This window comes from Mycobacterium parmense (assembly GCF_010730575.1).
Classification (GTDB): Bacteria; Actinomycetota; Actinomycetes; order Mycobacteriales; family Mycobacteriaceae; genus Mycobacterium; species Mycobacterium parmense.
In genome coordinates this window covers 414,836-441,191 of record NZ_AP022614.1, presented here as the reverse complement: position 1 = coordinate 441,191, position 26,356 = coordinate 414,836, and the positions used below count along the sequence as shown (strand labels likewise).

The 26,356-nt window shown below is 67.8% G+C and carries 18 protein-coding genes; 5 read left to right on the top strand and 13 right to left on the bottom strand.

Features of this window, described 5'->3' with window-relative positions; translation table 11 throughout:
* Nucleotides 1-76 precede the first annotated feature (76 nt).
* From G6N48_RS01985 to G6N48_RS01960, 5 genes are all read right to left on the bottom strand, one after another.
* A complete protein-coding gene (locus G6N48_RS01985) occupies nt 77-3,013 on the bottom strand; it encodes an MMPL/RND family transporter (protein ID WP_085268857.1) in 2,937 nt (978 codons plus the stop codon).
* Nucleotides 3,010-3,432, bottom strand: coding sequence for an MmpS family transport accessory protein (locus G6N48_RS01980; RefSeq protein WP_179969921.1), 423 nt, complete (start codon nt 3,430-3,432; stop codon nt 3,010-3,012). Before G6N48_RS01980 ends, G6N48_RS01985 begins: the two co-directional genes overlap by 4 nt.
* Before the next feature lie 893 nt (nt 3,433-4,325).
* A complete protein-coding gene (locus G6N48_RS01970; protein WP_232066512.1) occupies nt 4,326-4,823 on the bottom strand; it encodes a PE family protein in 498 nt (165 codons plus the stop codon).
* A gap of 167 nt (nt 4,824-4,990) precedes the next feature.
* On the bottom strand, nt 4,991-5,794 hold the full coding sequence (locus G6N48_RS28580; protein WP_085268860.1) for a PE family protein: 804 nt from the start codon (nt 5,792-5,794) through the stop codon (nt 4,991-4,993).
* Between the two features lie 161 nt (nt 5,795-5,955).
* Nucleotides 5,956-6,183: a DUF3618 domain-containing protein gene (locus G6N48_RS01960; RefSeq protein WP_085269025.1), complete on the bottom strand. Its 228-nt coding sequence runs from the start codon at nt 6,181-6,183 to the stop codon at nt 5,956-5,958.
* A gap of 104 nt (nt 6,184-6,287) precedes the next feature.
* Here G6N48_RS01960 and bcp point away from each other — a divergent pair, with 104 nt between their 5' ends.
* The 3 genes from bcp (at nt 6,288) to G6N48_RS01945 (ending at nt 7,765) form a co-directional block, all read left to right on the top strand.
* Nucleotides 6,288-6,779 carry a thioredoxin-dependent thiol peroxidase gene (bcp, locus tag G6N48_RS01955; RefSeq protein ID WP_085268861.1) on the top strand — a complete coding sequence of 164 codons (492 nt, stop codon included), beginning with the start codon at nt 6,288-6,290 and terminating at the stop codon, nt 6,777-6,779.
* A 52-nt stretch (nt 6,780-6,831) separates the two neighbouring features.
* The gene (locus G6N48_RS01950; protein WP_085268862.1) at nt 6,832-7,299 is read left to right on the top strand and encodes a cupin domain-containing protein; all 468 of its coding nucleotides are present in this window, start codon (nt 6,832-6,834) and stop codon (nt 7,297-7,299) included.
* A 157-nt stretch (nt 7,300-7,456) separates the two neighbouring features.
* Complete coding sequence (locus G6N48_RS01945) at nt 7,457-7,765, top strand: DUF732 domain-containing protein (protein ID WP_161494204.1); 309 nt, start codon at nt 7,457-7,459, stop codon at nt 7,763-7,765.
* 43 nt (nt 7,766-7,808) lie between these two features.
* On the opposite strand, the gene G6N48_RS01940 is transcribed toward G6N48_RS01945, so the two are convergent.
* From G6N48_RS01940 to G6N48_RS01920, 5 genes are all read right to left on the bottom strand, one after another.
* The gene (locus G6N48_RS01940) at nt 7,809-9,143 is read right to left on the bottom strand and encodes a dipeptidase (protein ID WP_085268864.1); all 1,335 of its coding nucleotides are present in this window, start codon (nt 9,141-9,143) and stop codon (nt 7,809-7,811) included.
* Between the two features lie 91 nt (nt 9,144-9,234).
* Nucleotides 9,235-9,627, bottom strand: a complete 393-nt coding sequence (gene acpS, locus G6N48_RS01935) for a holo-ACP synthase AcpS (RefSeq protein WP_085268865.1) — start codon at nt 9,625-9,627, stop codon at nt 9,235-9,237.
* Between the two features lie 55 nt (nt 9,628-9,682).
* Nucleotides 9,683-18,937, bottom strand: coding sequence for a type I polyketide synthase (locus G6N48_RS01930; protein WP_085268866.1), 9,255 nt, complete (start codon nt 18,935-18,937; stop codon nt 9,683-9,685).
* 527 nt (nt 18,938-19,464) lie between these two features.
* Nucleotides 19,465-20,187, bottom strand: coding sequence for a DUF1906 domain-containing protein (locus tag G6N48_RS01925; RefSeq protein WP_085268867.1), 723 nt, complete (start codon nt 20,185-20,187; stop codon nt 19,465-19,467).
* 58 nt (nt 20,188-20,245) lie between these two features.
* Nucleotides 20,246-21,157, bottom strand: coding sequence for a MerR family transcriptional regulator (locus tag G6N48_RS01920; protein WP_085268868.1), 912 nt, complete (start codon nt 21,155-21,157; stop codon nt 20,246-20,248).
* Between the two features lie 40 nt (nt 21,158-21,197).
* On the opposite strand from G6N48_RS01920, the gene G6N48_RS01915 reads away from it, so the two are divergent.
* On the top strand, nt 21,198-22,343 hold the full coding sequence (locus G6N48_RS01915) for an aromatic ring-hydroxylating oxygenase subunit alpha (RefSeq protein ID WP_085268869.1): 1,146 nt from the start codon (nt 21,198-21,200) through the stop codon (nt 22,341-22,343).
* 27 nt (nt 22,344-22,370) lie between these two features.
* Here the strand turns inward: G6N48_RS01915 and G6N48_RS01910 are convergent, their stop codons facing one another.
* Nucleotides 22,371-23,732 carry a lipocalin-like domain-containing protein gene (locus tag G6N48_RS01910; RefSeq protein WP_085268870.1) on the bottom strand — a complete coding sequence of 454 codons (1,362 nt, stop codon included), beginning with the start codon at nt 23,730-23,732 and terminating at the stop codon, nt 22,371-22,373.
* 153 nt (nt 23,733-23,885) lie between these two features.
* Here G6N48_RS01910 and G6N48_RS01905 point away from each other — a divergent pair, with 153 nt between their 5' ends.
* Nucleotides 23,886-25,352, top strand: coding sequence for an aldehyde dehydrogenase (locus tag G6N48_RS01905; RefSeq protein WP_085268871.1), 1,467 nt, complete (start codon nt 23,886-23,888; stop codon nt 25,350-25,352).
* A 28-nt stretch (nt 25,353-25,380) separates the two neighbouring features.
* On the opposite strand, the gene G6N48_RS01900 is transcribed toward G6N48_RS01905, so the two are convergent.
* Nucleotides 25,381-25,836 carry a MaoC family dehydratase gene (locus tag G6N48_RS01900; protein WP_085268872.1) on the bottom strand — a complete coding sequence of 152 codons (456 nt, stop codon included), beginning with the start codon at nt 25,834-25,836 and terminating at the stop codon, nt 25,381-25,383.
* Nucleotides 25,833-26,306, bottom strand: a complete 474-nt coding sequence (locus G6N48_RS01895; protein ID WP_085269026.1) for an FAS1-like dehydratase domain-containing protein — start codon at nt 26,304-26,306, stop codon at nt 25,833-25,835. The genes G6N48_RS01900 and G6N48_RS01895 overlap by 4 nt, the downstream gene beginning before the upstream one ends.
* Nucleotides 26,307-26,356: the final 50 nt, after the last annotated feature.

The following is a 26,356-nucleotide window of genomic DNA, read 5'->3' as shown; positions in this document are numbered from 1 at the left end:
GCAACCAAAACCGCCCGCTCTTAATCAGCGGGTCCGGGGTTCGAAACCCTGACGGCGCACTCGAACAAGCGCAGGGCTACGTCCGCGGTTCGGCCGGGGTCGCGTGCCGCGGCTGGTAGAGCAGCGCACGCACCAGGGGGCGCGGCCCGACGGAGCGGAGCATCTGGCTGGCCGGGCGGATCCGCACCCGCTTCGGCCACCAGAACCAGCGTCCCATCACCGTCATGATCGACGGCGTGATGAGCGATCGCACGACGAAGGTGTCGAACAGCAGGCCGAGCCCGATCGTTGTGCCGAACTGGCCGATTGCCCGCAGATCGCTGGTGATCATCGTGGCCATGGTGACGGCGAACACGAGACCGGCCGCGGTCACCACCGGGCCCGTGACACCCATCCCGCGGATGAGCCCCGTTTTCAGGCCGGCCCCGATCTCTTCCTCGATCCGCGACACCAGCATCAGGTTGTAATCCGACCCCACCGCCAAGAGCACGATCAGCGCGAATTCAGTTGCCACCCAGTGCAATTGGAAGTGAAGGAGGTGCTGCCAGATCAGTGTCGAGAACCCGAACGCGGCCCCCAGCGACATCACGATCGTGCCGACGATCACGCCCGCGGCCACCAGGGCCCGCGTGACGATCACCATGATGATGAAGATGAGCACGATCGAGGCCACCCCGGCGATCATCAGGTCGTACCGGGCGCCGTTGGCGATGTCGTAAAACGTTGCGGCCGTACCGCCGAGATAGATGTCGGCGTTCTGCAGCGAGGTGAGTTTCAGCGCCTCCTTGGCCGCTTGGCGCTCTTGGTCGACCGACGCGATTCCCTTGGTCGTCGCCGGATCCACATTGTGGGTGATGATGAAGCGAGCGGCCCTGCCGTCCGGCGACACCATCAAGCTCAACCCCAGTTGGAAGTCCGGGTTCTGGAAGATCTCGGGCGGCAGGTAGAACAGGCTCTCGATCTGAGAGTCGTTGAAGGACTTACCCATCACGGCGTTCGTATCGGTCAACCGATCGAACTGGTCGATCACGCTCTCGAACGTGCTGTAGATGGTCAGCGTCGTATCCCGGATCGACTTCGAGACAGCGATGTTCTCGGGAATGATCGCCAGCAGTTCGCGCGTCGCCTTGGCCGTGTTGCCGAGGTCATTAGTCAGGCTGTGGAACTTCTCGGCCAGTTTGTCGAACCCGTCCAGCGCATCGAAGAGCGAGCGTAGCGACCAGCAGATCGGGATGTCGTAGCAATGCTTCTCCCAGTAGAAGTAACTGCGAATCGGTCTCCAGAAGTCGTCGAAATCCGCGATGTGGTCCCGGATTTCGTCCGTGATGGCCGCCGTCTCCCCCGTGGTTTTCGAGCTGTCTTCCGCGGCGTTCGCTAGATCCTGGGTCACCTTGTACTGGCGCTCCAGGAGAGCGATCTGGGTGTCGAGGTAACCGCTGATCTTCTTGATGTCGGCTATGCGGTCCTTCAGGTAGTTCAGGTTGTCGCGGATCGGCGCGGTTTGCACACTGAGCTGGAACGGAACTGAGCCATCTTGAATCGGCGGCCCGAGGGGTCTCGTGATGCTCTGCACCCGTTCGATTCCGGGCACCCGGAAGATGGCCCCGGCAATCTTGTCCAGGACCAGCATGTCGGTCGGATTGCGCAGATCGTGGTCCGATTCGACCATCAGCAGGTCGGGGTTCAACCGCGCCTGCGTGAAGTGCTGGTCCGCCGCGTCGTACGCCTGGACGGAGGACGCGCTCTTCGGCAGGTAGTACAGGTCGTTGTAGCGCGGGGTGAAGCCCATCAACCCCAGAGCACCGACGATCGCGAGGATGATGGCGGTGGCCCCGATGGGGGCCGGCCACCGCACGATGGCCGTCGCCAGGCGGCGCCACCGCGTGTAGTTGAATTTCCGCTTCGGGTCGAAAAGGCCGAAGCCGCTTGCGAATGCGATCAGCGCCGGCGTCAGGGTCACACCAGCGGCCACCACCACCAGCAGACCCACAGCGCACGGAAACGCCAGCGAGCTGAAGTAGGGCAGCCGAGTGAACTTCAGACAGGCCAGCGCACCGACGATCGTCAAGCCCGAGCCCAGCACCACCTTGCTGACCCCGGCGAAGGTGTCGTAGTAGGCCGCTTCACGGTCCAGGCCCCGTTCACGGCCCTCCTGGTATCGGCCGACCATGAAGATCGCGTAATCGGTGCCCGCCGCGATCGCGAGTGAGGTCAGCAGGTTCACGGCGAAGGTCGACAACCCCATGATGCCGATTTCGCCCAGCAGCGAAACCACGCCGCGGCCAGCCGCGAGTCCCACGAAGAGGATCACCATGGTCAGCAGCACAGTGCCGATGGACCGGTAAACGAACATCAGCATGACCGCGATGACGATGACCGTGATGATCGTGATCTTGGCCAGGCTCTTGTCACCGACCACGATCACGTCGGCGGTCAGGGCTCCCTGACCCGCGACGTAGGCCTTCACCCCCGCCGGCGGCTTCGTGTCCGCGACGATTTTTCGCACCGCCGTAACCGACTCGTCACCCACGGCACCACCCTGGTCGCCGCGCAGGTTGACCTGGACGTAGGCGGCCTTGTGGTCGTAGCTCTCGACACCCGAGGCCGTGAACCGCTGCCCCCAGAAATTCAGCGCGTGCTCAACGTGTTTGTGGTCCTGCTGCAGCTTGGCGACCAGCTCGTCGTAGTACTTGTGCGCGTCCGGACCGAGGGGCTTGTCGCCGACCAGGGTCACCAGGACGAGGTTGTCTGAGTCGTACTCCTTGAATTTCTCCCCGATGTGCTTCATCCCGGTGACCGAAGGCGCGTCGGACGGCGACAGCGGCACCGAGACCTCGTCGGCAACCTTCTCCAGCTGTGGGACGAAAACGTTGACGCCGACCGCGAACAGCACCCAGAACACGACGATCGGCAGCGCCAGGATCCGGATGGTGCGGGCCAGTCGCGGCCTCTTCTCTACTTCGGCGCTCTGCGCGACGGGGATCTCGTCCGTGTCGCTCGTGTTGTCCGTCATGCGGACTTGTCCAAGCAGGAGACCTGGGCGTCGCGGCCGTCCACCTGTTGTTGGTCGACCAATTTGCCGTCGACGGTTATCCGGCAGCCGATGGAGGGGCTGTCACCTTGGGCGACCACGTAGGCGAAGATGCCGGGCATCTCGGCGACAATCGTCTGCGACCACGGCAACGTGGTGAAGTTGGCCTTCTGCGGTTGCGCCTCGGCGTCCATCCAGTTCACGACGCCGGTCGTCCCGGGCGGGCCCAGGATTTCGTAGATGGCGGTCTTGGCCGCGTACGGCGGGGTCGCGTCGCGGGGATCGGGCTTGGGTAGGCCGGGCCCCGGGAAGACGCCGCTGAGCCGGTCCACTGCCACGCCGCCGATGATCATTGCGATCACCACGACAAGCGGAACCCATGCCCGCTTGAGAAGCGTCAGCACCATTTCCCCCGATCAGGAATGCTCAACGGCCTGATGCTAAGGCATTTCGTCGCATACGACACCGCAAGCCCAACGCCATCAGTTCCGCGTTCATTCCCGCGCCGAGCCTCCGCGCCAGCGGCGCGCCGGAGCCCCGCCGCCCGTCGTCGCACAGGTGATCGGTTTGCTGGCAACTACGGAAAGCCGGGGCGCACTCCTCGCGCGCACACCTGCTCGAGTGGCGTTCGAGGGGGCACGCGAACGACTGTGTTGCCCGGGATCGTCAGTCGGAGAGGGCTGTTGAGTCCACAGACACGCAAACTTCCTGCGCCACCGGTGATCCCACCACGATGGGTCGATTTCTTTCCCCCTGGCTTATCGCCCGTTCACGTCAGTGCGATGCCGTGCCCCGGTGGCGAATCGCAGGGACAGCGAGAATTGCGGACGGGGCCGGAGTTAGTTTGGGCAGGTAATCAATTCGCTGGCCCGCACTGTTAATGCGAATTACACGCCACAGATTTGGCGTGGCGTCGATTGTTCGGAATTGACCTCAAGAGGGGCACCGATTTAGAGCCGTGGCGCGTACCCTTACCGCTATGGCGACCAAGACCAAGGTCAGGACCTGCGTGCATTGCGGCCACACGTTTGACCCGAACGACCGACGGCGCGACCTGTCCGATCCCGACTGGCTTCCGGACGCGTCAGTTTATTGTTCACATGACTGCAGTGACCGATACCATTGCGAAATGGGGCATTGTTGCTCGAGACACGTGAAAGAGAAGGCTCGGCGCGAAGCCGCCAAAGCGGCGCGATAATTCGCGCCCCCGCCGGGTGGACGTAACGGTTCGGGCGCCCGGCCGACGTGGCACGCACGCCGCCATGCGCGAACACCTCGGCGGCGACGCGTTCGGTCAGTCGAAAAGTACCGCCAGATGCAAAAGAGCGTTCACGGAGTAGATGAAGGCCTGGATCGAGAAGGCGAGAGCGCCGCCGAAAAATACCAGGTAAGGGTAGATGGCATCCCAATTGCCGACCGCTGCGTCCAGCGCCGCGACCCAATTGAACGTCGGAAAGGCCGCCGCAGGCGGGCTTGCGGGCAGGCTTGCGGGCAGGTGAAGCCCCGCGACCAGGGATCCGACGTTGGTGCCCTCGGCGGACGCGTATGAACCGGCGCTAGTCGTCAACGTGTGCACGAACTGCTCTTGAAAGGCGGCGATCTCACCGGCCAACGCCTGATAACTTCGGCCGAACTGGGAGAACAGTTGGGCCACACTGCCCGACACTTCGTCCCCGGCGGCCGGTGTCAACGCGACCGTTGGAGCTACTGCCGCCAGGTGGGCCGCGTTGACCGTCGACGCAACAGCCGCCACATCCGTTGCCGCCGCGGCGATCACCTCCGGCGCCGCCATGACACTCGACATACTCGGCCTCCCATCTGGTCATCCCGATGACCATCGGTTGAGCCCCCGAAATTCGGGACTATACCCGAAAACGGCTGTTTTCAAGAGGTGACGGGCCACCGCGACGTGTCCGGGCAGGATGGGTCACCTGCCGGGCATTACCGTCGTCGCCGCAGCTACGAAAGGCCGAGAGTGTAGGGGATGCCGAACGGAAGCGGAGGGAACGGATAGGGGACGCTCAGCGGGCCGATGCCGAATTGGTTATGACCGCTGAGTCCGATGCCGTAGAGGACGCTACCGACGTTGCCGATCCCGGTGTTGTTGAAGCCGACGTTGAACAAGCCGCTGTTGAAGCTGCCGGTGTTGCCCACGCCAAAGAAGCCCGCGAGCAGCGGCAAGGGCAATCCCTGATTGTTGTTCCCGAAGTTGCCGAAGCCGACATTGTTGATGCCGGTGTTGCCGATGCCGACGCCGCCGAGGGCGGTGATCGGCGGGTTGTTGAAGATGCTGAAGTTCGGGTTCAGATTGTTGGGACTGAAATTAGCGATGCCGAAGTTCCAGCTCCCGGTGTTGAACAAGCCGGCGTTGAAGTCGCCGGTATTGCCGATGCCGAAGTTGTTGCTGCCGGTATTGAAAAAGCCGACATTGCTGGTTCCGGTGTTCCCATAGCCGATGTTGGGTACCGTCATTGCCGCCACGCCGGCGGCCTCGGCGTCGGCGTATTGCGCCGCGGCACCATTCATCCGCTGAACGAACTGTTGATGAAAGGTCGCCGCCTGGGTGCTCAACGCCTGGAATTCCTGCGCCTGACCGGAGAACAGCGACGCGACCGCCGCCGACACCTCATCCCGGGCGGCGGGCAGCACCCCTGTGGTCGGGGGGGCCGCGGCCGCATTCGCCTGGGCGATTCTCGATCCGATACCGGCCAGATCCGACGCGGCCGACGTCACCATCTCCGGCAGTGCGATCACGAAAGACATATTCGACGTCCTTTCACACCCCGAAAGGAACATTATCGCCACCGCGGCCTTATCGCATTTATTTTCTGCTTTTCAGGTAGAAAAGCCCGCTTTCATCTCGCGATCACGCCCTTGGGCGCACGCGAGCGGTTCCTCCTGCGACCTCGCAGACAGTGCGGGCGTCAGCGATCCCTGATCCTGCGGACCACCACGACGGCGACCACCGACGAGATCCCTACGAGCGACACGATCACGACCGGCTTCTTCACGAATTCGACGGCGCGGGCCTTGAGATCGTCGGCCAGGCGGCGAGGATTGGCGCGTTCGGCGAGCGAGTCGACGGTGGCGGCCAGCTGGTCGCGGGCTTGGTCGATCTCCTGCTTGATGGTCTCAGGGTCCCGATCCGCCACGTCTCTGTCCTCCAAGTCGCCCGCTTCCGGCTGAAGCACTGCCCGAACTACCCTAGATCAGCTGGCGCTGCACCCGACGCCCCGGTGAATGGAAAGGGAGATCGTTGAACGAAACCACACGGCTGGCGCCGGGGGACAAAGCGCCCGCCTTCAGCCTGCCCGACGCCGACGGCAACAAGGTGTCGCTCGCCGACTTCAAGGGCCGCAGGGTGATCGTCTACTTCTACCCGGCCGCCTCGACGCCGGGCTGCACCAAGCAGGCGTGCGCCTTCCGCGACAATCTGCGCGACCTCAACGACGCCGGCCTCGACGTCGTCGGCATCTCGCCCGACAAACCGGAGAAGCTCGCCAAATTCCGCGACGCGGAGAAGCTGACGTTCCCGCTGCTCTCCGACCCGGACCGCAAGGTGCTGACGGCGTGGGGTGCGTACGGCGAGAAGCAGATGTACGGCAAGACCGTGCAGGGCGTCATCCGGTCCACGTTCGTGGTCGACGAAAAAGGCAAGATCGAGACGGCGCAGTACAACGTGAAGGCCGCGAGCACAGCAGCAAAGATCACGCAGATCATCGCCCAGGCGTCGACGGCCACGGAGTGACAACGGTTACGGCCGGTGCACCTACAGCATCGACGACGAAACGGGATGCCTCATGAGCATGGCGTACCTGGCGCAACCGGAGCAGCAGCAACAACTGGAATGGCTCGACGGCGGCACACTGGCAATCTTGCTCGACGGCAAGGCCACCGCCGGGCAGTTGATGATCGGACGCTTCGATGTGAGCGAGGGCGAAGCCCCGCCGTACCACAAGCACACTCGGGAAGACGAAGTGTTCATGTTGATCAAGGGAACAGCTCTGGTCTGGGTCGACGACCAGGAGACGGAGTTGGCTGAAGGCGGGATTGTGTTCTTACCCAAGAACATTCCGCACGGCTATCGCATCACGTCGAAGAAAGCAGATCTCCTGATGATCAATACACCGGCAGGAATCGAAGGGATGTTCCGCTACTCCGGGCGCGACAAGGCGATGCCGCGTCCGGAGGGCTTCGAGATTTCGCCCTCGCGTTTGGTCGAGGGAGCGGACAAGTTCGGACAAATCATTCTCGGTCCTCCCCGCTGACCTCGCCGGATCCACCTGCTGACGGGTGCCGAAAGCGGCACGGTGCTGATTGCGCTGTTCCGGCGGCCGGCGCTGCGCTCCGGTATGGCCCGGGGCGTCCCGCATGGGAAGATGGCTGTCGGTATTCACTGGACTCGGGAATGAGGTTCGGCTTCTCATGAAGGTGCTTCTATCCCTTGCAGCGGTCCTGGCGGGCGCCACCACCCTCGCGGCGCCCGCCCACGCGGATCCCGGCGACGCGCAGTTCCTCCAGACCATCCGCAACGGCATGGGACTGGAAGTCACCGACGGGCGGGCCCTCATCGACTCGGCGCACGAACTGTGCAGCGAGCTCAAGCAGGGCACGCCCTACAAGACGGTTGTCTCGAGCGTCTTTCAGGGCAACCCCGGCCTGGGCCCCGACGGAGCTGCCTACTTCGTCAGCGCCAGCGCCCAGGCCTACTGTCCGGAACTGATGACCGGATGAATCGGATGCTGCTTCGACCCGGCGGCGTCGCGGTCCATTGAGCTCAACCGAGGTTGGCCAGTAGCAGCGCTTCGGCGATCGCGGCGCGCTCGAGCACACCGAGATGCAGGCTCTCGTTGACGCTGTGCGCCTGCGTCCCCGGATCCTCGACGCCGGTCACCAGGATCTTCGCGTGAGGAAACGCGGCGGCGAATTCGGCGATGAAGGGGATCGAGCCCCCCATGCCCATGTCGATGGGCTCGGCGCCCCACGCCTGCCGGAAGGCCGCCCGCGCCGCGTCGTAGACCTCGCCGCTGGCCTCCATGGCGTAGGGCTCGCCGATTTCACCGCGCGTCACGCTGACCTTCGCGCCCCACGGGGCGTGCCGCCGCAGGTGGTCGGTGAGGGCGTCCAGGTGTGCCGCGGCGTCGCCGCCGGGCGCCACCCGCATGCTGATCTTGGCCCGGGCCCGCGGGATGAGCGTGTTGGACGCCTTCTCGATGGGTGTGGTGTCGATGCCGATCACGGTGATCGCGGGCTTTGCCCAAAGCCGTTGCGGGACAGACCCGGAGCCGATCTCGGATACCCCGTCCAGCAGCCCGGAATCGCTGCGGGCCCGCTCCGGCGGGTAGTCGGGATACTGCAGCGACGCCGTGTCCGCCTCGTGTAGGCCGGCGACCGCCACGTTGCCGTCGTCGTCGTGCAGGCTGGCCAGCAGCCGCACCAGCACGCTGAGCGCGTCGGGAACCACGCCGCCCCACAGGCCGGAGTGCAGCCCGTGATCGAGGGTGGCAACCTCGACCACGCAGTCCGCCAGCCCGCGCAGCGACACCGTCAGCGCCGGGGTGTCGGTGCTCCAATTGTCGGAGTCGGCGATGACGATCACGTCGGCGGCGAGCGCGTCACGATGCGCGGCGAGCATCCGGCCCAGTGACGGCGAACCGGATTCCTCCTCCCCCTCGACGAAGACCGTCACGCCCACCGGCGGCCGGCCACCGTGCGCGCGGAACGCCGCGACATGCGTTGCGATGCCCGCCTTGTCGTCCGCGCTGCCACGGCCGTAGAGCCGGCCATCGCGTTCCGTGGGATCAAACGGCGGCGACGCCCACTGGGTGTCGTCACCCTCGGGCTGGACGTCGTGGTGGGCGTACAGCAAGACGGTCGGCGCCCCCGGCGGCGCGGGATGCCGGGCGATGACGGCCGGCGCGCCGCCCTCGCTGACGATCTTCACGTCGTCGAAGCCGGCCCGCGACAACAGGTCCGCGACGGCCTGCGCGCTACGCTGCACCTCGGCGCGGCGGCCGGGGTCGGCCCATACCGACTGGATGCGCACCAAGTCTTCCAGGTCGCGACGCACCGAAGGCAACACGTCGCGGACGCGCTCGGTCAGGTCGCTCATCGCGGGCCTCCGTTCCGCGAGGGCGCGCAAAATGCCAACCACGACCGGCGTGTCGCGTACAAACACGCGCGCTCGCCGACGGCGGGGCCGCTCAAGGGATCTCCAGGATGGCCACCGCGGCGGCCGTGTCCCCTTCGTGCGTCAGCGACACGTGGATCGTGACGTCGGCCAGATGCTCGGCGACGGCCCCCGTCAACCGGACCCGCGGGCGGCCCCACATGTCGGTGACCACCTCGATGTCGCGGTGGATGGCCTCGGGCAGGACCGGTCGCTGCGCGAACCGGGAACCCGACCACGCCTTGATCACCGCCTCCTTGGCCGCCCACCGGGCCGCCAGATGCCGGGCCGCCGACGAGCTCTTGTCCGACGCGTCGCGTCGCTCACCGGGAGTGAAGGTCTCGGAGAACACCGTTCCCGGCTGGTCGACCTGCTCCGCGAAATCAGGGATCAAGACCAGGTCGATCCCCACTCCGACGATGCCCATGGATCGCCAGGCTAACGGACGGTCGCGCCCGGCGACGACGCGGTCGGCGCCGGCGTCATCCGGCAGCGACCTCGTAGGCTCCGTCGTCGCCGAGCCGAGAGTCCGGGTTGAGCAGCATCGCCGCCTCCTGACGCTTCTCCGCTGCGTCGTGGTCGAAACGACGGTCCGGCGGCCGCTCGTACATCGGCGCGCCTCCGGCGATAGCCGACACCAGCCGCCGCTGACCGGCGAGCAGGCGGGCGTCCGCGCGGCGCTGGTAGTCGGCGCGCTGATCCGCATCCAGCGCGGCGATGAACGCCTGCGGGTGCACCAGCGCCACCAGGCCGGACACGTGCCCGAACCCGAGGCTGGTCAGCATCCCCGCCTTCAGCGGGAACTTCTCGCCAAGCCGCAGCGTGTCGCGCACCCAGACGAAGTGGGCCGAACCCGCCAGTTCGTCGTCGACGCAGTCCAGGCTGCGGTTGGGCGGAATCACCCCGTCGCGCAGCATCTGGCACAGGCCCATCATCTGGAAGACCGCCGCGCCGCCCTTGGCGTGACCCGTCAGGCTCTTCTGCGACACCACGAACAGCGGGGCACCCGCCGAACGTCCCAGCGCATCCGCCAGCCGCTCGTGCAGCTCGGTCTCGTTGGGGTCGTTGGCCAGGGTCGACGTGTCGTGCTTGGAGATCACCGCGACGTCATCGGGGCCGACGCCCAGCTTGGCCAGCGCCCGTGACAACGCCGAGTCCTTGCCGCCGCGGCCCGCGCCCAGCGCGCCCAGCCCCGGGGCCGGGATCGAGGTGTGCACGCCGTCGGCGAACGACTGCGCGTAGGCGACCACCGCGAGCACCGGCAGCCCCATCCGCAGCGCGAGGTCGCCGCGCGCGAGCAGGATGGTGCCACCGCCCTGGGCCTCCACGAAGCCCAGCCGGCGCCGGTCGTTGGGCCGGGAGAACTTGGCGTCCTCGATGCCCCGACCGCGCATCATGCCGGTGTCGGCCGTGGCGGCCATGTCGCCGAAGCCGATGATGGCCTCCAGCGTCAGGTCGTCCAGACCTCCGGCCACGACCATTTCGGCCTTGCCCAACCGGATCTTGTCGACGCCCTCCTCCACCGACACCGCAGCCGTCGCGCACGCGGCCACCGGGTGGATCATCGAGCCGTAGCTACCCACGTAGGACTGAACCACATGCGCGGCAACCACATTCGGCAGCACTTCCTGCAAGATGTCGTTCGGCTTGCTGCGGCCCAACAGGTTTCCGTGGTACATGGTCTGCATCGAGGTCATGCCGCCCATCCCGGTGCCCTGCGTGCTGGCCACCAGGCTCGGATGCACGTAGCGCATGACCTCCGCCGGGGTGAATCCGGCGGACAGGAATGCGTCGACGGTCGCGACGATGTTCCACAGCGCCACCCGGTCGATCGAGGTGGCCATGTCGGGACTGATCCCCCACACCGTCGGGTCGAAGCCCGTGGGAATCTGAGCGCCGACCGTCCGCGACAGCTTCGTCTTGCGCGGGACCCGGATCTCGGTGCCCGCCTTGCGGATCACCTGCCAGTCGCCCGAGTCCGGCACCGGCCGGATCACGGTGTGCTCGGGGTCGAACTCGACGAACGCGCGCGCGTCCGACTCGGAGGAGACGACGAACGTGAAGTCCTTGTCGAGGAAGACCGAGACCAGAAGCGGCGACGCGTGGTCCGGGTCGATCGCCCCGTCGTCGACGAACTCGCGGATCCCGCAGCGTTCCACCACGAGGTCGTGATAGCGGTCGACCAACTCCGCCTCGTCGACGAGGTCGCCGGATGCGGTGTCGTACCAACCGGGTTGCGGGTCCTCCTCCCAGCGGATCAGCCCGGTGGTCCAGGCCAGCTCCAGGACGCCGGCCGCCGACAGGCGGTTGTCGACCTCCATCTCGAACCGCGTGCGAGACGATCCGTACGGGCCTAGTTCGGCACCCCCGACGATGACCACCAGGTCCGCGGGGTCGACGTCGAGGTCGTCCCAGTGCGGCGGCGGCGCCGGGCGCCACCCGCGCGGCGGCGACGGCAGGGCCGCAATGGTGACCCCGGCGGCGGATTCGTCCGGGGCCGCCAGGTCGGCCGACGTCTCCTCGCGCGCCTTGGCGGCCAGTTCGGCCATGTCGAGGTCGGCGTCGGCGAGCCCGCCGGTCAGGTCGGCCTCGATCGGCGCACCGGCCGCGGCCACCTTGGACTCCACGTCGCACAGATTCAGCAGCATCGCCGCCATCTCGTCGGTGGAATAGGTGGTCACACCGGCCTTTTCGACCGCGCCGACGATGGCGTCGTTGTGTCCCATCAGGCCCGTCCCGCGCGTCCAGCCGATCAGCGCGTGCGCCAGGCTGACCCGCTCGGCCCATGACGGCTCAGCGCTCCATCGGGAGACCACGGCATCCAGGGCCGACTTGGCCTCGCCGTAGGCGCCGTCGCCGCCGAACATGCCGCGGTTGGGCGAGCCGGGCAGCACCACGTGCAGCCGCGAGGCGATGTCGCGCTCGGCACCGATCCTGGACAGGCCGCCGATCAATCGCTGCACGGCCCACAGCAGCACCTTCATCTCCATCTCCGAGCGCGAACCGGCCTCGGACAGGTCGCCCACCACGCGCGGCGCGGCAAACGGGAACAGCAGCGTCGGGGTCTGGGCGTCCTTGACGTGAATCGATTGCGGCCCAAGGCTTTCGGTCTGCTCGTTGCCGATCCACTCGACCAGCGCGTCGATGTCGGAGTAGGACGCCATGTTGGCGGCGACCACCCACAGCGCTGCGCCGTACCGGGCGTGGTCGCGATAGAGCCCGCGGTAGAAGTCCAGCCGCTCACCGTCGAGTTTCGACGTCGTCGCGATGACGGTGGCGCCGCCGCCGAGCAGCCTGGCGACCACCGACGCGGCGATCGATCCCTTGGACGCGCCGGTGACGACGGCGATTTCGCGGCTGTGCGGCCCCGGGTCGGGGTTCTCCGCGCCGGCGGCGATCCGCCCGTACAGCGACGCGTGAATCTGGCGGCCGGCGGCCAGCGCCTTGCCCTGCCACCAGGTGGCCTGGGTGGCGACCACATGGCCGGCGCCTTCGAAGCCCTCGGCCAGCCGCGGCCAGTCGGCGTCGACGTCGCTCTCGTCGGCCAGCCAGAGCCGGACCAGGTCCTCACGCGCGCTGGCCCAGCGGTCGTCGAACAGGACGGCTTTCCTGCCGTCGAACACCGGCGCCACCAGTCGCGGCCAGTCCGCGCCCAATTCGGAGGTGACCAGGTCGATCAGCTCGGAATCGGTGGCCGCCGGCAAGGCCGCGACCTGGTCGTCGTGCCCGAGCTGACCCAGCACCAGCCGTGCCGCGGAGGCCAGCACCCCGTCGCGCCCGGTGATCTGGTCGGTGAACTCGCTCAACGCGGCCGCGTCGACGGTCGCTGCACCGCCCCCGCCCGACGACGGCAGCGCGACCGCGATGCCGTGGCGTGCCGCCACCGCGGCGACCGCGGCGTCGACGACCTTGTCGACCGAGGCGGCGTCGGACAGGGCGCCCTCGTGCAGGTGCCCCATCGGTCCCCCACGGACGCTGGTCCCCTCGCGGGTCCCCAACGCGACTTCGACCGTGACGTGCTTGGCCCAGCCCTCGCCCAGCTCCCAGGTCTTCTTGACCCGCTCGGCGATAGCCGCCGGGCGCTTGCCCGAGGGACCCAGGACGGTCCGGAGCTGATCGTTGATCGCATCGGAAAGTATTGGGCCGTAAGGTTTGTAACCGCGGGCTAGCTTGGTCAGCTGGGCCCGCAGCGCCGCCAGGTCGGCCTCGGCGGCGCCGTCGATGGCACCGAGGTTGAGCTCCGAGCCGAGGTCGACGAGCAGCTGGTTGCGCCGCGACGAAGCACCATCGGTGATCGACTCGATGGAGTCGAGCTCCTCGATCTGGTCGATGCGCATCTTGGCCGACAGCGCGATCAGCGCCAGGGTGGCGTCGGCGGCGTCGAACCCGATGTCGTCGGGGCGCGCGCCACCGGACGGGGCCGCGGCGGGCGCCGGGGCCGTGGCCGCCTCGGCAGCAGGACCCGGCGCCGCGGCAGCGGCGGAATCATCCGGAACGTCCACGTCTTCCGGTTCGGGCTCCGGGTCGTTGTCGGTCGCGAACAGCACTGCCGCGTCGCGCTCGGCGTTGAGGACTTCGATTGTGCTGTGGGCATATTCGGACAACTTGAGCGTGTTGCTCGCCAGCCCGGCGACGGTGGGCGCCGACTTCACCCCGATCTCGACGAACCGCTCCACGCCCAGACCGCCCGCCGCCTCCTCGGTGAACAGCAGGTCCTGCGTCTCGATCCAGCGCACCGGACTGGCGAACTGCCAGGCCAGCAACTCGATGAGGATCTTGCGGGCCAGCTCGCGCGGTTGCTCGGCGCGCCAGGTGTCGTAGTCGGCGAGGATCTCGTCGAGCGGCTCGGCCGGCACGAGGTCCCGTATCTCCTGGACGAAGTCGCGGTCGAGGGTGAACGGGCGCGGCACCAGGTTCGGAATGTAGCGCCCGATGATCAGCGCGGGGTCCTGGTCGCGCGGCATGAGACGTTCCAGCGCACGCCGGAACTCGGCCACTCCGACGCGCAGCACCCGCGAGTGGAACGGCACGTCGATGCCGGGCACGAAGATGAACGACCGCTTGCCCCCAGTGATTTCGCGACGTCGCTCCACCTCGGCCTCGAGCGCCTCGAGGCCGCGCACCGTGCCGGCGATCGCGTACTGCGAGCCACGCAGGTTGAAGTTGACGATCTCCAGGAATTCCCCGGTGCGCTCGGCGATTTCGGCTACGAAGGGCCGCACCTCGTCGTCGGGCAGATCGATCTGCGAGGGCCGGATGGCCGCCAACCGGTAGTTGGAGCGGCCCAGCTCGTCGCGCGGCACGATGTCGTGCATCTTCGACCCACGGTGGAAAACCGCCTCGAGCAGCGCCTCGAGCTCGAAGATGCCGCTGACGCAGGCCAGCGCGGTGTACTCGCCCACCGAGTGGCCGCACGCGATGGCGCCCTCGACGAAGGCGCCCTGCTCGCGCATCTCGGCGACCTGTGCGGCGGCAACGGTCGCCATCGCCACCTGGGTGAACTGCGTCAGGTAGAGAACGCCCTCGGGGTGGTTGTAGTGCACGCCCATGGCGACGATGCTGGTCGGGTTGTCGCGGACCACGTGCAGCACCGAGAAGCCCAGCGTTTCGCGGGTGAACTTGTCGGCGCTGTCCCACACCTTGCGAGCGGCCTTGGACCGGGCACGCACGTCCATGCCCATGCCCTTGTGCTGAATGCCCTGGCCGGGGAACGCGTAGACCGTCTTGGGGGCGGCCAGGCGCGCCGTCGCCGACATCACCAGGTCCGAGCCGATGCGGGCGGCAACCTCCAAAACCTCTGCGCCCTGGTCGATTCCGACCCGATCAACGCGGAAGTCGACCTCGTCGCCGGGCCGCACCATGCCCAGGAACCGTGCGGTCCATCCGATCAGGCGGGCCGGGGGGCGGGCCTGGCCGTCGGTGGCGGTCACCGCGTGCTGCGCGGCAGCCGACAGCCACATGCCGTGCACGATGGGCGATTCGAGACCGGCGAGCAGCGCGGCCGCCCGGTCGGTGTGGATGGGGTTGTGATCGCCGGACACCACCGCGAACGGGCGCATGTCGACGGGGGCGGTCATGGTCACGTCGCGGCGGCGGCGGCGCGGGGTGTCGGTCGCGTTCTCCGAGACGGCGCCACCGGCCCGCGCGGGATCGTTGAGTTCGGCGGCGCCGGTGCGCCCCAGGATCGCGAAGCGCTCGTCGAGGGTGGCGATGACGGCGCCGTCGGCGTCCGCGATCGTCACCGATACTGCGACCACGCGGCCCACGTCGGTATCGGTGGCCGGCGAAGCCGTTGCGGTGATCGTCAATTGGGCCGGGACGTCGAGCAGTGTGCCGACGATGCGGGCGGAGTGGTCGAGGTGGACCAGGCTCAGCAAGCCCTCCACCACGGGGACACCGGCGTCGGTGACCGCCGAGCCGATCGCGGCGAAGACCGCGGGCCAGCACAACCCGACCAAGGCGTCGGGCACGGTGGTGAGACTGGGCGCCAGCGGCTCGCCGAAGGTGGCCGTCACACCGGTGTGGTCGGCGACCCGTTCGGGGTCCCAGCCCACCGTGACGGTGGCCGTGCTGTCGGTCACCGGAGGCAAAGATTCCGGTCCGTCGACACCGGCGGCGATGGCGAGCACCTCACGCATGGCGGTGGTCGCGTCATCCGCGGAGACCACCGGCGTGCCCCCGTCGAAGGTGTTGGCGGGCAAGGTGAACGGGATGTCGATCCAGCTACCGGAGAGCGGCACGCTGAGCACCACGCGGTCGCCGTCGACCTGCAGCCGCGCGCCGGTGGAGGGGTGCGTGGCGCGTAGGGTCTCGGGCCCCTGGGAGCCGTCGGGCACCAGCCAGTCGGCGGGGTCGGCGATCCGGTGGACCGGGTTGATCGTCGTACGGCCGGCCCACTGCACGTCGGGCGCGTCCAGCACCACTGCCAACGGCCCGTTCACATCCGGGCGACCCAGCCGGCGCGACCTCACGGCGCGGGGCCGGCCGTCGGCCGAGAGCACCTCGTCGATGGCGGCCTGTTCGAACCGGTCGAGCAGTTCGCCGACGGGTTCGTCCATCCGGGTGATGCCGGCGACGGCCTCGATGCCCGGGATGATGCACACCGCGTCGGCGTCGTAGCGGGCGTCGTGAGCCTGCCACAACGAGTCGCTGCGCCACCAGCGCCGCACATCCTTGTCGATGACGGGCACGAAGTTGACCGGCTTGCCCGGCAGCTTGCACAGCGTCACGAAGAACGGCACGTCGGCGGGATGCAGCTGGACGGTCTCGGCGTCCGGGTAGCGCGCGAGCAGGGAGGCGACGGCCTCGCGGGGGCTTTCCAACACAACGGAGTCGGCAAACAGCGTCGCGATCGGTCCGCAGTCCTGCGCGTGCAACCGCGCTTCGGCGCGCTGCAGCATCTGCTGGAACCGGTCGCGCCAGGTGTCGGCCAGCCATGGGCTGCCCGGTGCGGCGGTGTCGGCGGTCGAGTTGCCCTCACCGATGGCCAGCTCGATGTACCGCTGCAACCACTGCAGGTAGGTCATCTCGCCGACGTCGCCGAAGTAGGGTTTGGCGGTCTTGGCCATCGCCGCGATGATCTCGTCGCGGCGCTCGGCGACCGCCTCGGCGTCGCCGGCGACCTCGTCGAGCAGCCGGCCGCAGCGCGAGGCGCTGTTGTCGATCTCGTGGATGTCGGCGCCGAGCTGGCTGCGGCTGGATGCCATGCCGCCCTGGGCTTTTCCGGCGCCGATCCAGTGATCGGTGCCCTTGGTGTCGACCAGCATGCGCTTGACCGACGGCGACGTGGTCGCCTCCTTGGTCGCCATCGCGGCGGTGCCGACGAGGATGCCGTCAATGGGCATCAGGGGGTAACCGTACGCCTGCGCCCAGCGCCCGGACAGGTACTCGGCAGCCCGCTCGGGGGTGCCGATGCCGCCGCCCACGCAGACGGTGATGTTGGCGCGCGACCGCAGCTCCGAGTAGGTCGCCAACAGCAGGTCGTCGAGGTCTTCCCAGGAGTGATGGCCGCCGGCGCGCCCGCCCTCGATGTGCACGATCACCGGCTTGGTGGGCACCTCGGTGGCGATGCGGATGACCGAGCGGATCTGTTCGACCGTGCCGGGCTTGAACACCACGTGGCTGATGCCGACGTCGTTCAACTCCCCGATCAGCTCCACGGCGTCCTCGAGGTCCGGGATGCCGGCGCTGATCACCAGGCCGTCGATCGCGGCGCCGGACTGGCGAGCCTTCTGCACCAGCCGCTTGCCGCCGACCTGCAGCTTCCACAGGTACGGGTCGAGGAACAGCGCGTTGAACTGATAGGTGCGGCCCGGGTCGAGCAGCCCGGACAGTTGGTGGACGCGATCGGCGAAGATCTCCTCGGTGACCTGCCCGCCGCCGGCCAGCTCGGCCCAGTGTCCCGCGTTGGCCGCGGCGGCCACGATGTTGGCGTCGACGGTGGTCGGGGTCATGCCCGCGAGCAGAATCGGCGAGCGTCCGGTCAACCGGGTGAACTTCGTGGACAGCTTGACCCGGCCATCGGGCAGGCTGACGACGGTCGGTGCGTAACTCGACCACGCGCGCGCCACCTCGGGGACCGCGCCGACGGTGAACAGGTTGCGCTGGCCGCCCCGCGTGGCCGCGGGCACTATGCCAACACCGAGCCCACGGATCACCGGCGCGGTCAGCCGGGTCAGGATGTCGCCGGGACCCAGGTCGAGGATCCAGCGCGCTCCGGCGCCGTGCACGCGGGTGATCTCCGCCACCCAGTCGACCGGACGCACCAGGATGGACTCGGTCAGTTCCCTGGCCAGCGCGACGTCGAGGCCCACCTTCTCGGCCCAGGCGCCGACGATGTCGATGCCGTCGGCGAGCCTGGGCGTGTGGAAGCCGACCTCCACGTGCACCGGATCGAAGACCGGCGCGAACACGTCGCCGCCGCGGATCTTGTTCTTGCGGTCGGCCGCCTCCTTCTCGGAGATCTGCAGGCAGTACAGCTCGAAGCGCGAGAGCTGCTCGGGGGTGCCCGTGATGACGGACGAGCGGCGGCCGTTGCGGATCGACAGCACCGGGGGCAGCACGGTGCGGACGTCCTGCGCGAACTCGTCGAGCAGTCGGCGGATGCGCTCGGGGTCGGCGTTGGTCACCGACACCATCGGCGGGCGGTCGCCGAGCACGGAGATGCCGCGCCGGCGGGCGACCAGCGTCCCGGCCGCCCCGATCAGCTGGGCCATCGCCAGCAGTTCGACGTCACGGGCACCGCCGGCCTTCCCCCACGCTTTGAGGGCCTCGACGGCGAGCACGCCCTGCGAATGCCCGACCACTGCCACCGGCGGCGTCGCATCCCAATCCATCCCCTGGCGGGCCAGGGCGCGGGCGGCCGCGAGCTGGGTGAGCAGCACCCCCGGTATCGACACCGCCGCGGACGTCAGGTGCTTGTCGGACGGAATGGGGTCCTCGGCCGCCAGCGCGCGCACCCAGCTCAGCGGCTCGAAACCGATCGGCCGCGCCACCACCAGCTCGTTGGCCACCGGCTCGAGCAGCAGCTCCACCTCGCCGACCAGCGTCGCCAGGTCGGATTCGATGCCGGCGGAGGACACCAGCTCTTCGAGCGTCTCCAGCCAGGCGCTGCCCTGGCCGCCGAATGCGACTGCGTACGGCTCGCCGGCCGTCAGCCGGTCGACCAGAGCATGGGTGCCGAGCGGGCCATGCCCGTCGCGGTCAGCGGACACCCGGTCGTGCTCGTGGATCGTCACCTGCTTATCTCCCTGTATGCGTCTTTACGTATCGGTTCGTCCGGCCGGTCCGGCGGGGACCCGGTCGTTCAGTCGATTCCGCGTTGAATCACAGCCGGGAAACGGCTGGCCGGTGTGTACGTCGATCGGTCCCCTCCCGGATGCGGAGCGGCGCGGCGGACTGCATCGGCTGTACTAAGAGTGGCATAAGGATTCGCGGCCTTTTCCCACGTTGATCGGTTACTGGTGGGTCTACGCACGGGTAACCGTGTCGCGGGTAACACCGGATTCAAGCGGCGGCGCGAACGCCCCGAACAAACGTCCTGCATGCAGGTGGTTACGGTCGAGTAGCTATAACTGCGCTGATCAAAGCAGTTTTGTTATGTAATCGTTATGTAAAAATTTCGGGTTGCCGAGACGCGTCGCCGCCGCGACGATCTCCTCGCGCGGCCGGGTCCGCTCGCGGCCGCGCGGCCAAATCAGCGAACAAGTGTTTGCTGGAGGCTTAGGTTCGGCCGCTCGCCGCCGACGATTCGGGCGTCACAGCGCTAGACCCACTGACCGAATTCGGGCTTCAGGATCTCGTTGATGTCCACTCCGACCCCGCCGACGCTGCGCTTGTCGATCTCGACCTGATGCAGGTTGGCGGCCGGGTGGGTGAACCCCTTGGGCGAACCCCAGTTGTGCTGCCAGAAGTAGGCGCCCAAGCCGTCGTGCAGAGCCCAGTCGATGGTCTTGGAGTTGGCGTACACCCCGGTGCGCTGGTGTCCGATCACCGACTCCCACGACCGCAGATAGGGGACGATCTGCTGTTTGTACTGGTCATACGACGGGTCGTCGTCGATCGAGGCGTAGATGGGGGCCGTCGCCGGTCCGCCCGCGGCGGCGTGCAGCTGCATTCCGCGCTGCGCGTGCGTGAGGCCGGCGCCCGCACCGCCCAGCCAGTCGGCGGTGTTGCCCTTTCCGTATTGGTAGCAGGACACGATCTTGAGCCCGTTGGTGTTCAGATCACGCGCCTCGCTCACCTGGATCGGCTTGCCCAGCATCCAGTTGCCGCCGGGCCTCCGGTCGGACACGTACCGGATCGATCCGACGGCGCCCGCGGCCCTGATCTGGCTGGCCGGTATGACGCCCGCGGCGTAGTCCAGCAGGGTGCCGAGTGACGCCGACGCCGGCGCGGCGCCCACTGACGCCGCCGCGACACCGAGACCTAGCAACGCCGGCGCCGCGGCCGCGAATTTGAGCACTTCACGTCGCGAAACCGGGGACACACGCCACAGGGTACGACAAACACCATCTATCACATGAGCAACAGCGATTACGCGTGTGTCACGGTGCCGCATCGTTGGTTTGAGGCCGCGGCGGCGCGGGCAGCACGATGACGCTCACGGCCTCGAGTCCGCGGCGGTCGGTCTGGTCGGCGACCTCGTCGAGGAAGTGCGCGGCGGCCGCGCTGATGGAGCCGGCCCACGCGCGGAATCCCTGAACGATCACCGGGTCGCGTTCCAGCAGCGGCTGCACAGCCCGCAGCACGTCCACCACGTCGTCCGGCAACGGGTCGGCCAACTGCTGGTCGATCCAGCGCCGCGCGAGTCGTACCGCGCCGGAGTCGCCGAAACCGTTGTCGCTCAGGGCGATCACGTCGCCGGCGAGGGCGCGCAGCCGGTCGAAGAGCACCTGGTGCCCCGGCGTCTCGGCCAGCCGGGCCAGCAGCGTACTGGCCGCGGGAGGCAGGACCATCTGCCCGAACAGCGGCGCAACGGGCAGGTCCCACTCGTCGAAGAGGTCGGCGTACATGGTGGCGACGGGCGTCGACAGCGGGGCGCTGAGCCGTCCGATGACGCCGATGCTGTCGCGGTGAGTGGTGGCGAGCCTGCGCAGGATGCGCTCGTTGAGGTCGGCCGCGGAGCGCTCGGTGGCCGCGCGGGATCGGTCGATGGCCGCGATCAGTTGGTCGAGCCGATCGCGCTGGCGCACCAACAGCGTCCGATGCTCGTCGAGCAGACCGGTCAGCGTGGTCTGCGCGCCGTCGAGCAACCGCTGGATGTCGTGGATGCCGACCCCGAGGCTGCGCATCAGGTCGATCCGCAGCAGTTCCAGCACCTGGTCGACGTCGAAGACGCGGTAGCCGTTGCTCAGGTGCTCGGCGCGTAGCAGGCCGATCTTCTCGTAGTGGCGGATGCGGCCGGAGGCGATGCCGGTCAGCGCGGCGACGTCGCCGATCAGCAACTGCTCAGCCACTCCTTGACCTTACAACTGTCACAAGGTCTTTACTGGGCAGATGGACCGCGATCAGCTCATCGACCTGACCCGGCGCGCGTTGAAGCTGGCGCGTGACAAGACCACCGATCTCGCCGCGGCCGAGCACCGCGTCGACGCGATGGACTACACCTCGCTCGAGCGACACCACCAGGACAGGGCCTTGCTGCTGGCCAGCCCGCAACTGGTGGGTTACGTCTCGGAACTTCCCGCTCCGGGCACTTACTGCACCAAGACGGTGATGGGGCGCTCGATCCTGCTGACCCGCACTGCCGACGGCTCGGTGAAGGCGTTCGACAACGTCTGCCTGCACCGTCAGTCCCAGGTGGCGACCGGGTGCGGGACGGCGGCGCGGTTCACCTGCCCGTACCACGCGTGGACGTATGACAACACCGGCAGGCTGGTCGGGCTGCCCGGACGCGAGGGCTTTCCCGCCGTGACGGTCAGGACCGACGGCCTGACCGAACTCCCGGTGGCCGAGTTCGCCGGATTCCTCTGGGTGGCCCTCGATCGCGGCGCCGGCCTGGACGTCGCCGCGCACCTGGGTCCGCTTGCCGACGAGCTTGATTCCTGGGGCATTGGGCGATGGTCCCCGCTGGGCGAGAAAGTGCTTGACTCCCCGATCAATTGGAAGCTGGCCATCGACACGTTCGCGGAGAACTATCACTTCGCCACCGTGCACCGGCAGACGTTCGCCACGATCGCCCGCAGCAACTGCACGGTGTTCGACGCGTACGGGCGCCACCACCGATTGATCTTCCCGCTCAACGCGATCCTCGACCTGCAGGACGTCGCAGAAGAGCGGTGGGACCCCTTCCACAACATGGTGGTGATCTACGCACTCTTTCCCAACATCGTGCTGTCGGTGACCATCGCCAATGGAGAGCTCTTCCGCGTCTATCCGGGCGACACGCCCGGCAGGTCGGTCACCGTCCACCAGAATTCCACGCCGCTCGACCTCTCCGACGAGTCCGCGGCCGCCGGCGCCCGGGCCGTCTTCGACTACGCCCACGCCACCGTCCGCGACGAGGACTACCAGCTGGTCGCGGGCCTGCAGGCCAACCTTGAGTCGGGCGCCCGGGATCATCTGCTGTTCGGGCGCAACGAACCCGGCCTGCAGCATCGTCACATCAGTTGGGCGCAGGCCATCGAGGACGCGGGGCTGTGATTTCGCGGCACGCGATATGAAGCGGCTTCAGCTCTTGTCAGCCTCGGACAGCGCCGCCATCAAGTCTTCGACAATGGTTGCCAACAGCTCGCTTTCGACGGGCGACGCGCCGGCCAACAGCTCGGCCGCGGCGCGGCGACGGCCGGCGGCCACCAGCGGCCCGAGCTGGTTCACGAGCGCCTGTAGTTCCGGTGCGGGTGGCGCGAGGTTGGCGACGGTGGCCCCGAGCACCTCGACGAGTTCCCAGTCGCGGTACATCGCCAGCGATCGTTCATAGAAGGCGAAGCCGGTCACCGGCTGGCCCCACATCGTTCCCCTGTAACGGTAGGGGCCCTCCATGTATTCGATCGGCAGCCCGTGCGCGGGGGCGGGCACCAGCGGCTCGCCCACAAGATCGAGTTGCATTGTGGCGCAGCTGATCCGATGCCGGTCGGGCATGTACAGCGCCGGGGCGGGCGGGCGCATGAGTGGGCGCACCGCGTTGGGCCAGCGAACGTAGCTGCTGACCGTGACCTCGACGTCTTCGGCGCACTGCGCCCACCGGACACCCGAAAAGGCATCCGGGTGGCTGGTCGTGACACCGGTGAACGGCTGCAGCGCATTGCGGTTGGTGCGGTCGAACTGCCGCCAGATGCTCACGTCAACGCCGTTGTCGAAGCTGATCGTGCGCCATTCGTGGGATCGGGCCCGCGGGTCGCCGCCGGAGCCTCCGCCGCCCGCGTACTTCGGGAACCACTGCCGGTCGACGTGCCCGCTGCTGCCGGACACCTGCTCGACGACCTCACCCCACCGCAAGGTTCCCGTCATCGCCATTCCCGTCTGGAAATAGGAGTAGGTGTCGTCCTGGCCGAAGCAGACGATCTTGCCGTTGTAGGTCGATGCGCCCACCGGAGTCGGTGCGCGCGTTGGCGTTACCGCCAGGTCCAGCCGCATGGGCCGGCCGGAGTGGTCCTCGCCCACCAGGCTGACGCGATAGGTGAAGGGCAGCAACCCGCCGTCCTCGTTGCGGCAGGTGCTCCACGACGCGGTGCCGGCGCCGCTGTGGAAGCTGATGTCGAGGTGGCCCGACGCCATGGTCATCTTCGGCAGCGCACCGGGTTCGGTGTTGGCCGGCGGCATGTCGTAGTCCGTGTAGGTGCCGTAATCGCCTGAATCGAGGTCGAACAGCGCCAGGGTGTAAAAGTCCGCGACCACGGTCTGACCGGGCCGGTTCTTGTTGAAGATGGTCAGGAAGGCGAACGAGCGGCCCGTCGAGGCCGCGTCGAGCTGGCCGGCGATGAACCAGGTGTCCGACTCCTGGTCGGGGTGTTCCCCTTCGGCAGCGGGGAACTGCAGCTGGGTGTCGCCGGGGACCAATTGAAACGGGTAGCCGCGCCAGTCGTTGTTCACATCGCGCCTCGCATCACCGGAGGACCCTTTTGTCGCTATGTTAGCATCAATAGCAAAACTGACGTTCGCGAGCGCGGCGCGGCCGGGCGAAGCGGGTCGTCATGATGCACAGTCTGCGGTTTGCGCTCCCTTCCCACCCGAAGCAGGTGCCCGATGTCGGATAGCCCCGGCCACCGTTCTTTCAACGAACTGTTCATCGGCGGCCAATGGCGCAAACCGGTCAATCCGCAGCAACTCGCGGTCATTTCGCCACATTCAGAACAACCCGTCGGCCACGTCCGGGTGGCCGGAGCCGAGGATGTCGACGCCGCCGTGGCCGCGGCCCGGCAGGCGTTCGACCGCGGCCCGTGGCCGCTGCTGTCCCATGCGGAGCGGATGGCCAAGATCGAGGAACTCGCCGAGATCTACGCCGGCCACATGGACGAGATGGCCGACCTGATCACGGCCGAGATGGGATCGCCGCGCAGCTTCAGCCGGATGGGCCAGGGGGCCGCCGCGCTGTCGATGATCCACTTGGCGCTGGCGGCCGCAAGGGACTTCCCCTGGGCGGAGCGCCGACAGGGGGTCCTGGGCCAGGTGCATCTCCGCAGAGCCCCGGTCGGGGTGGTCGGGGCGATCGTGCCGTGGAACGTGCCGCAGTTCTTGATCATGCCGAAGCTGATCCCGGCGTTGATCGCGGGATGCACGGTGATCGTCAAGCCCGCGCCCGAAACACCGTTGGACGCTTTGTGGTTGGCCGAGATGGTCGAGCGGGTCGGCTTCCCGGCGGGTGTGGTATCCGTGTTGCCCGGCGGCACTGACGTCGGCGAGGCGCTGGTGCGCCACCCCGGTGTCGACAAAATCGCCTTCACCGGTTCGTCGGCCACCGGGCGCCGCATCGCCGCCCTGTGCGGGGAACAACTGAAACGGGTGAGCCTGGAACTCGGCGGCAAGTCGGCGGCGATCGTCCTCGACGACGCCGACATCGACAAGACGGTGGCCGGGCTGAAGACGGCCGGGCTGATGAACAACGGCCAGGCCTGCGTCGCGCAGACGCGCATCCTGGTCAGTGAACGACGGCACGATGACGTCGTGGACGCGCTGGCCGGCATGATGTCGGCTCTGCGGGTCGGCGACCCCGCCGATGAGGCCACCGACGTGGGACCCCTTGTCGCCCAACGACAACAACGTCGCGTGCAGGACTACATCCGCTCGGGCCGCCAAGAGGGCGCCCGCGTCGTCGTCGGCGGCGACGACAACCCGGCGCCGCGCGGCTGGTACGTGCGGCCGACGTTGTTCACCGACGCCACCAACCAGATGCGCATCGCCCGGGAGGAAATCTTCGGCCCGGTGCTGACGGTGCTGACGTACACCGACGAAGACGACGCGGTGGCCATCGCCAACGACAGCGACTACGGGCTGGCCGGTTCGGTCTGGACCGCCGACGTCGCACACGGACTCGAGGTCGCCGCCAAGGTGCGCACCGGCACCTACGGCATCAACATGTACACGCTCGACATCGGCGCGCCGTTCGGCGGCTTCAAACAGTCGGGCATCGGTCGGGAGTTCGGGCCGGAGGGCCTCGACGAGTACGTCGAGCTGCAGACCGTGGTGTGCAAGGGCCAGTTCCCGCCGCTATAGCGGGTTTGGTTGCAGTTCGGCCGACTCCTCATCCGTCATGCCGGCGTTCGGGCAGCTGCACGGTGAGCTCGACCGGACAGCACAGGGCGCCATGCTGATTGGTGATCGCGATCTCGATGTCGACAAGCTGCCGCGGCGGGACCATCCGGTTGTCCCGCCGCTTTGCCACGGCGCGGCCCCTTCCGGTGATCGTGTCGCCGGCGTACACCGGGTTGGCCAGCCTGATGGATCGGCGCACCACACGACTGCCCGGCCCCGCCCACTGGGTGGCGACGCGGTCGGCGAAGCCGGCCAGGTGCATCGTGTTGACGTAAATCGTCGGGTGGCCTTGCCCTTTGGCGTATTCGGGGTCGAAGTGCCCGGGAAAGTAGTCCCAGGTGGCCCCGGGGTTCATGACTACCCGCTGATAGGTGATGTGGTCGACCACCTCGGGCAGTTCGAGCGGAACGGTGATCGCGTTCCAGTCCGGTTCGTCGGCGGTCAATCGGATGCTCCGGGCGTGAAACGGAACAACGTGTTCCGGCTTTCGGCGACAACGGTCTGGTCCCGGCGGCTGTATGTCTCCAGGGTCTCGACGAAATGCCCCGCGCCGAGCCGCGTTCGTTTCTCCGGCGACACGGACACCAGTTCGTCCACGACGGTCAGCAGGTCGCCTTCGACGATCGGCTCCAAGAACTCGACGTCGTTACTCGCATTGATGAATGTGGTGCCGGGCAACGGAACGCGCAGCGCGATGGAACTTCCCGGCGCCCCGCCACCGGGTTCCCATGGCAAAGCGATCAGCCAGCCGATCAGCAGCGCCGGGGGGGCCAACAACCCTCCCCATCGCCGGCGCGCGAACTCACCGTCCCAATAGGCGGGGTCGGCGTCGCGGACCATCGAAGCGAACAACTGGATGCGCGCTGCGCTGACCGCGGTGGAGGCGGTCCGGGGTTCGCTCTTGGCGCCCACCATCCGCAGCGCTTCCTCGTAGGTCCCGAAGGCCAGGCGGGAGCTGAGGTCCG